We start from the raw sequence: 8,093 nt of genomic DNA on the forward strand, positions 1-8,093 counted from the left end.
ATGCACCTTTCCTGTCTGATTTTTGTTTGGTTTGCATCTACATTATATCAGACGTTGGGTGCATTTTTCTGTCAACTTCTATATTTTTAGAAGTTTAAATGGCTATGTGTAATGGCTCAGCTGTATTTTTGAGCTGGGAAAGTTGAGTACACTATAAATGACAAAGTTAAATAATTTTTAATTGAATCAAGGGTTTGTACTCTTTCACAAAAAAAATAATCCCCCCAAAAGGAGAATAAATGAAAAATTTACATGCAGTTCAAAAAATAGCCCTCTTGATGACGCTATTATTGATGGTCAGTTTGTCCGGTTGTGCCAATGCAAATGTCGGAAAAACGACGAAACCGAGTGTCTCAGAGGACTATTATCGCGCTATGAATGCTGACCTGTTTCTGGAAAAGACCATTCCCGCAACTGAAGGTGAGTGGGATTACTTCTATGAATTGAATGAAAAAACCTCAAGCCAGCTGCAGGCGATTGTTAGCGACTTATCAAACAGCGGCCAAGCCTATCAACAGGGCAGCAGTGAACAGAAAATTAGCGATTTATATGCCTGCGCGATCGACCTTGACAAGCGCAATGCCGCCGGCCTAACAGCCCTAACACCCTATCTTGAGCAGATTGAATCGGCAAAAAACCTCGATCAATACCTAGATGGGCTGATCGCACTATCAGCTATCGGCGAGACCAGCCTGATTCCTTATGGTTATTATCAGGATGATATGAATTCGGACACCCTGATGGTGGGTTTTGAGTCAATGGATGATTTAATTGGCAAAGAATACATGGAAAACGATTCGATGCAGGAATATTGTGATGCCTATAAAACCTACATCGGCGAAATGCTGGTGGTCAGCGGTGAGGATAAAAAGGAGGCCGAGACAAATGCCGCGGCGATTTATGACTTCGCCAGCACCGTCGCTGCACAGGCCTTATCACCCGATGAATTTTACGACCCCGATCACTACTATAACGTTTATAGCTATGATCAACTGCTAGCGCTTTACGGAAATATCGACATGGCCAAGTATCTCGCCGCCCAGGGGCTTGGCAGCGCCGATCACTACGTGGTCTTCGAAGTGGAGGCGGCCAAACAGATCAATGCGATGCTTACCGAAGAAAACCTGCCGGTGCTAAAAGCCTATACCAAATTTGTTGTTTTAAATAATCTGGCCGACTATGCCCCGGTTGCTTATCGCGATCTAAAACTTGATATGGCCATGAAACTGGATGGCTCAACCGAGCAGAAAAGCGATCAGCGGCTGGCCTTTGACAATGTCGAACAGCTGCTAGAATGGGAATTTGGAAAGCTTTACGCCAAAAAATACTTTGATGAAAAAGCCAAGCAGGATCTAAAAACGATGGTGGCGACAATCATCGACGAATACCGCCTAATCATCGCCGCCCAGGATTGGATGAGTCCCGAGACCAAGCAGCAAGCCACGTTAAAGCTGGATACCATGGGTGTAAAAATTGGTTATCCCGACCAGTGGACGAATATCGGCGACTATCTCCAGGTGATTGGGCCAGGCGCAGGTGGCACTTATCTGTCTAATGTGCTGGCACTAAAGCAGGCGACCCGACAATTTGGATTTGATGAGTATAAAAAAGGTGTCAATCGCGACCAGTGGTACATGACCCCCCAGGCCGTTAATGCCTATTACAATCCGGCCAATAATGAAATCGTCTTTCCGGCGGCGATCTTGCAGGCACCCTATTATGATCAAGATCAAAGTAAGGGCAAAAACCTGGGCGGAATCGGTGCCGTGATTGCCCATGAAATCAGTCATGCCTTTGATAAAAACGGGTCCTTATATGATGAGAAGGGCAATTACAAGGTCTGGTGGACAGACGCCGAATATCAAAAATACGACGCCTTGTCACAAAAGATCATTGATTATTACGACAACTATACCATCTCGACCGGCGAGCCGGTTAATGGCACCATGACCCTGTCTGAAAACATTGCTGATTTGGGCGCCTTAACGACAGTCACGGCGGTGGCCGAAAAACAGGGCGATTCGCTGGAAGATGTCTATAGCAATTGGGCAACGATCTGGGCAAAGCTAACGACCGAAGCGCTCGAAAAGAATTATTTACTGACCGATGTCCATGCCCCGGCGCCGGTTCGTGTCAATGCAGTGCTCAGTTCAATCGACGCATTTTATGACGTCTATGAGATTAAAGCAGGTGACAAAATGTATGTTGCCCCCGATGATCGGGTGGCGATCTGGCAGACTGACACAGCGCAATAATTTATCACTGGGGCGAACCAGCAGAAATCGCTATGTGAATTTTTGCTGGTTGTTAGTACTGAACTCAAAGCAATCATTGTTGGTTGTTTTGAGGTTATCAAACGTCTAAAAAGCGAAAAGTTTATCATTAAGATACATCGGAGGTAACATGCGACGATCGGAACGTGAAGTAAAGAATGAAACAGAAATTTTAGAAATCGTCAACGGGTGTAAAGTTTTAAGGCTGGGCATGGTGGATGCCGGAAGGCCTTATGTGGTGCCTCTGAACTTTGGATATACGATAGCGGGAGCGGTTATCACCATCTACCTGCATTGTGCGAAAAAGGGCCGAAAACTTGAGGTGTTAGCAAAGAATAATAAGGTTTGTATCGAAATGGATCGGATGACCCAACTGATCACCGGCGAAAGCGGCTGTGACTACAGCTGCAATTTTGAAAGTTTGATTGGTGAAGGACAGGCCGTCATCCTTACCGATGAGGCTGAAAAAATTAAGGCCTTGAACCATATTATGAAGCATCAGACCGGCCGGGATGATTTTTCCTTTGAGCAGCGGATTGTGGCGATGACGACGGTGATCGCGGTGGCATTGCAGCAGTATTCGGTTAAACGGCACTAACCGGAATAGATGGACTTGATCGAGAGGAGCTACTGTATACCCTGAACTACCGGATTTTTATTTTACTACATCGAAATATTTTTCAGTATTGCTATTATCCTTAAGCTCATCTCGCTGCTATTGCTGGTTTTTTAGCAAGCCATTGAGTTGACTGGCTTTTTTCTTAGCATCGAACCTTGCGTACACATAGAAAGCAATGGTATGCAGGATCAGAGAAAGGATCAGCATGCCGGGAATCCACGGAGCGATAAAAGCAAACATTTGTGCTGAGAACAGCCAAACGGCGGTTAAGCCACCGGCAATATTCAAAAATGACGTGATCAGAATATTGGTGACAGGTTTAAAGGTCAGGTAGTTCCACAAACCGCTATAGACGACACCAAATAAAAGTGCGATAATAGTAGAAATACCGATTAAGTTCCACAGATAATGCAAGGCAATGGTTTGGCCATTAAAGAAAATACTCAGCAATAATGTGATCCAGACTGAGCTAACCGCGAAGACCTGAAAGAACGATTGTTTTAAATTTTTAATCATGATAGAGCCCTCCTAAAATTTTTAATGTAATGCCGGCTAATAAAATAAGTAGAACCGTCACTTAAGCTTATTTCGATTCTGGCATTTGTTGTTGGTGCAAACTGTTTGACAGCTTTGAGATTGACAATCGTTTGATTGTTGATCCGGATAAAACCATCATTGATGAAATCGGCCTCCGCATACTTTAGCCGCTTGGGGTATAAATACAGCTCACCGCTGTTGAGCCGTAACTTGCACTGCCGCTCCTCCGATGCCACGATCAGGATCGCCCGAAGCGGCACCTGGATATTGCGGTTATTAGCCGGATTAAGCGCGGTGATCGTTTTTTGATGGCTGGTGATGACTGTCTCCAGCTGTTGTCTGAGTTGCTGTTCCTGGGGATGGGTAACAATAAGCGCCGTTTCGACAGCCATGTTGGGATCGCTTTTAAAGAGCAGTTTCATGTGTTCACCTCCTATACTTGATATACTAAAGCATTTTTTTATTAAATACCAGTTTTTATCGTTTTGTTGCACTATCCCTTTAGTTTCTTGCAAAATGCCTAATTTTGGCACCTCTGTTATACATTTGGGGTCAATTTTGCAAAATAAAACAGGTGATATGAGAAGGCCCCATATCACCTGTCACCTAAATCTTACAGTTTAAATAAATCGGTACTGAGATATTTTTCGCCACGATCGGGGAAGATCACCACGATCAGACCGGTATCGATTTGTTTAGCCACCTCAGTGGCGGCATACATGGCGGCGCCACTGCTCATGCCGACAAAGATCCCTTCTTTTTTGACAATTTGACGGGCAAAATCAAAGGCAATCTCCGATTCAACCATGATATGCAAGTCAATCTCTTCGGGTTGATAGATGGCTGGCACAATCGCTTCGTCCATGTTTTTTAGACCCTGGATGTAATGGCCAAGGACTGGCTGGGCTTCAACAATTTTGACATCAGGATTGTGGCGGCGCAGGCCCATGCCAACCCCCATAATGGTGCCGGAGGTGCCTAAAGAAGATACAAAGTGGGTAACCTGCCCTTGTGTCTGTTCCCAGATTTCCTCGGCGGTGGTCGAATAGTGAGCCAGCTTATTATAGTGATTGCTAAATTGATCGGGATTAAAATAGCGGTCGGGATTGGCGGCAACTAATTCGCGCACCTTGCGAATCGCGCCATCGGTGCCTTCGGTCGGTGAGGTCAGGGTGACGGTCGCACCAAAGGCCTGAATCATTTTACGGCGTTCAATCGAGACCGCTTCACTCATGACGATTTCCAGCTGATAGCCCTTGACGGCAGCGATCATCGCCAAACCAATCCCGGTATTGCCGCTAGTCGGTTCGATAACGATCTTGTCTTTGGTTAAAACACCTTCAGCTTCGGCCTGTTCCAACATTTTAAGGGCAATCCGATCTTTAATGCTGCCAGTCGGGTTAACGCCTTCAAACTTAGCCAGGATTTCGACATTGGGGTTGGGATTTAAGTGATTAATGCGCACCATCGGGGTATGGCCAATGGTTTCTAAGATATTATTATGGATACGTGTTTTCAATTAAGTAATCCTTTCTGTTGATCGTATTAATGAATACCACTATTATAGTACAAAAATAAAGTCAAAAACAATCATTTATAAAAAATGGATAAAAAACTGTCGCAATCGCGCTTCAGATAAGATTTAAAAATTCTGCCGACAGGGGCGAATACAGCCGTCAACCGGCACTTGAATGTGATTCTTAGAATAGATTAATGCGAAAGGTAATTGGTCACCATGGAAGAAAGTTATTTAAAGCGTGAATTATATGAATTGCTCAATCGCGATCCCAGTATTTTTGAATTTATCCAATCAGGTTCTCTGGATGGCATCTGGTACTGGGATTTAGAAAAGCCCGAAAATGAATGGATGAGCGCCAAATTTTGGGAAACCCTGGGCTATCATCCGGATGAAAAAAGACATGCCTCCAGTGAATGGCAGGATATCATTTTTTCAGAAGATTTAGAAGTTGCCAATAAGAATTTTGAAAAGCACTGCGCCGATCCAAATCACCCCTATGACCAGATTGTCCGCTATCAACATAAAAATGGCAAGACGATCTGGATCAGGTGTCGGGGTTTAGCAATTCGAGATCAAAACGGAAAGGCGATCCGGATGCTCGGAGCGCATACCGATATAACCGATTTAAAAGAAACCGAAAAGGAAATTACCAGATTAACCAAAGAATACGAAATCGTTTTTAATGGCACCCAAGATGCAATGTTTTTAATCAAGGTCTTAGAAAGTGGTGAGTTTCGTTTTGTCCGTAATAACATTGCCCATCAAAGTAAAACCGGGATTTCGCTGGAAGATATTATCAATAAGACCCCGCAAGAATTGCTCGGCCAGAAGTTCGGCGATATCGTTGCCAAAAATTACCAAAAATGTCTTGATCATAAAACGTCTATCACCTATGAAGAAGAACTAAGCTTACCGGCGGGCGATCGGATTTGGTTAACAACACTAACACCGATCATGGAGGGCGAGCGGATCAGCAATATCGTTGGTTCGGCAGCCGATATTACCCAGCGTAAAAAACTTGAGCTGGAATTAGAAAAAAATGCCAATTATGATAAATTAACCGGCTTACCAAATCGGCGGTTATTTTTTGAACGATTAGATCAGCTGATCGCCGAAAACGAACGGGATCAGCATGGCTTTGCCTTGTTATTTATCGACTTAGACGGATTCAAAGCGATTAATGATCAGTATGGTCATGAGGTTGGCGATGAGGTGTTAATCATTGCTGGCAAACGCTTGTCACAATGCATCCGAAAATCCGATACGGTGGCGCGAATGGGTGGCGATGAATATACGATTCTGTTTCGAAATGTGGCAGGAAAAAATAGTGTTGTTAGCCTGGTCAAAAAAATTCATACGGTATTGCAAGAAGTGATGCAGATCGATGCGATTGCCTGTCACGTGAATGCTTCGATCGGTATTGCAAGCTATCCCGACCATGGCACAGATCGGGAAACCTTACTAAGAAATGCCGACGCAGCAATGTATGAGATCAAACGTAACGGCAAAGGTGGCTTCTGGTTTTTTGAAAAAGGCTGACGAGGCCTAAGCGCAACTTAAGATCATGAGTCGTTTAAAATATCCGAAAAATCGATTGGAGAATTAAAATGTATACCATTAGTGAATTAACAGTAGCTGATTATCTGGCAAAAATGGCGGTTTGTGATTTTCCCGGGCCGGCGGCTGGCAGTGCCGCAGCAACGGCGGTAGCGATGGCAGCGGCACTGCTGGAAATGTCCTGTGATAGCAGTCTCAAAAAAATGGGCGAAAACCGCTTGCTAGCGGAGTCGCTTGCCCTGGGAGCCGATATCCGAAAGGCCTGTCTGGCACTAGCCGATACCGACATGACGGCCTATGGTCAGGTTATTGTCGCCGCAAAAAATAAAGCCGATCACCCGGAAGCTTACGAAACCGCGATGAAAGACGCCACTGCGCCCTTTATTGAGATGCTCAGGCATTGCCACAGTCTGCTTGACCAGATAAAAAAAGTCATCAGTGGCAGTTTTTCACGGGTGTTAGGCGATCTGGTTGGCGGGGCTTATTTGGCTGAGGCGGCGGCGGCCGCTTGCAAATCCGGCATTGCGGTTAATCTGATGCTGATTGGTGACGTCGACTATCACCAGCAATATCAGGCTGAGTCGCTGTCGCTTTACCAGGCATGTGCTGACCTAAAGACTCAAATTCTCGCCCAGGTCTTTGCTTCGCCGCAACAGGCAATCGATCCCGATGCGAAAGCGGTGCTGGACTTCTGGTTTGATCCCCAAAACCAACCCTACTGGTTTGAAAAAAGTGACACCTTTGATGCCGCCATTCGGGCACACTTTTATGATCACTGGCGCGACGCTTGCGAGGGTCTTTTATCTGACTGGCGGGAGACCATCGAAGGACGGCTGGCAGAAATCATCCTACTGGATCAGTTTTCGCGAAACTTAAACCGTGATGATCACAAGGCTTTTGCCCAGGATGGGATGGCTCTGATACTGGCTCAGGAAGCGATCCGTCATCCCGATTTTGCGCGCCTGCCGCAGTCGCAGCAGCGGTTTGTCCTGATGCCCTTGATGCATTCAGAATCGGCTGCTATGCATCAGACTGCCCTGCCGCTATTTGAGGCACTAGGCGATCCGGCGACCTTGTCCTACGAAATCATCCACAAGCAGATCATCGATCAATTTGGCCGCTATCCCCATCGTAACGCAGTCTTGCAGCGGCTACCTACGCCGGAAGAAATTGAATTTTTGAAACAGCCGGGCAGCAGTTTTTAAAAGTGACCAGTGCCAAATCAAAACTTGCTAAACCAATTACTGCTTAAAATATTTATAGTGGGTATCATTGAGTGCCTGGTCTTTAGCGTTGGCCGCTCAAAATATTAGTCACACTTAAATTAGTATATCCCGAATTATTCATAAACCCATCTCGCCTGTAAAAATACCCCTCAAAAGTGCTATTTTCAGATTGGCACATTGCCAAAACGAAAAATTGTTGGTAAATTGCCGGTTTTGAGAAGAGCAGACATCAGGCAAGCTGATCATCAGGTCAAAATGGGCAGACGAATCCCCGCGACCTTGTCCTACGAAATCATCCACAAGCAGATCATCGATCAATTTGGCCGCTATCCCCATCGCTGCAAGACTGCGTTACGATGGGG

Annotated in this window: 8 protein-coding genes; 5 read left to right on the forward strand and 3 right to left on the reverse strand. The window is 45.4% G+C overall.

What is annotated here, in order from left to right; all coding sequences use genetic code 11:
- The first annotated feature begins 239 nt into the window (after positions 1–239).
- Complete coding sequence (locus QZ998_RS02280; RefSeq protein ID WP_296557660.1) at positions 240–2,255, forward strand: M13 family metallopeptidase; 2,016 nt, start codon at positions 240–242, stop codon at positions 2,253–2,255.
- Positions 2,256–2,403: 148 nt separating this feature from the next.
- Positions 2,404–2,871 (forward strand): pyridoxamine 5'-phosphate oxidase family protein, encoded by a 468-nt coding sequence (locus tag QZ998_RS02285; protein WP_296557662.1) that lies wholly within the window; start codon positions 2,404–2,406, stop codon positions 2,869–2,871.
- Between the two features lie 117 nt (positions 2,872–2,988).
- Here QZ998_RS02285 and QZ998_RS02290 read toward each other — a convergent pair whose 3' ends face one another.
- The 3 genes from QZ998_RS02290 to QZ998_RS02300 all read right to left on the reverse strand — a co-directional run bounded on the left by QZ998_RS02290 (position 2,989) and on the right by QZ998_RS02300 (position 4,936).
- On the reverse strand, positions 2,989–3,408 hold the full coding sequence (locus tag QZ998_RS02290) for a hypothetical protein (RefSeq protein WP_296557665.1): 420 nt from the start codon (positions 3,406–3,408) through the stop codon (positions 2,989–2,991).
- Positions 3,405–3,851: a LytTR family DNA-binding domain-containing protein gene (locus QZ998_RS02295; protein ID WP_296557667.1), complete on the reverse strand. Its 447-nt coding sequence runs from the start codon at positions 3,849–3,851 to the stop codon at positions 3,405–3,407. The genes QZ998_RS02290 and QZ998_RS02295 overlap by 4 nt, the downstream gene beginning before the upstream one ends.
- Before the next feature lie 191 nt (positions 3,852–4,042).
- Entirely contained in the window at positions 4,043–4,936 is an 894-nt protein-coding gene (locus tag QZ998_RS02300; RefSeq protein ID WP_296557675.1) for a cysteine synthase, read from the reverse strand.
- 228 nt (positions 4,937–5,164) lie between these two features.
- On the opposite strand from QZ998_RS02300, the gene QZ998_RS02305 reads away from it, so the two are divergent.
- The 3 genes from QZ998_RS02305 to QZ998_RS02315 all read left to right on the forward strand — a co-directional run.
- Positions 5,165–6,487, forward strand: coding sequence for a sensor domain-containing diguanylate cyclase (locus QZ998_RS02305; RefSeq protein WP_296557670.1), 1,323 nt, complete (start codon positions 5,165–5,167; stop codon positions 6,485–6,487).
- 68 nt (positions 6,488–6,555) lie between these two features.
- Positions 6,556–7,710 (forward strand): DUF924 family protein, encoded by a 1,155-nt coding sequence (locus QZ998_RS02310; RefSeq protein ID WP_296557672.1) that lies wholly within the window; start codon positions 6,556–6,558, stop codon positions 7,708–7,710.
- Between the two features lie 198 nt (positions 7,711–7,908).
- Positions 7,909–8,093, forward strand: a 185-nt coding sequence (locus QZ998_RS02315; RefSeq protein ID WP_296557674.1) for a DUF924 family protein, incomplete at its 3' end; no start/stop codon positions are given.

This window comes from uncultured Acetobacterium sp., from assembly GCF_927416815.1.
Classification (GTDB): domain Bacteria; phylum Bacillota; class Clostridia; order Eubacteriales; family Eubacteriaceae; genus Acetobacterium.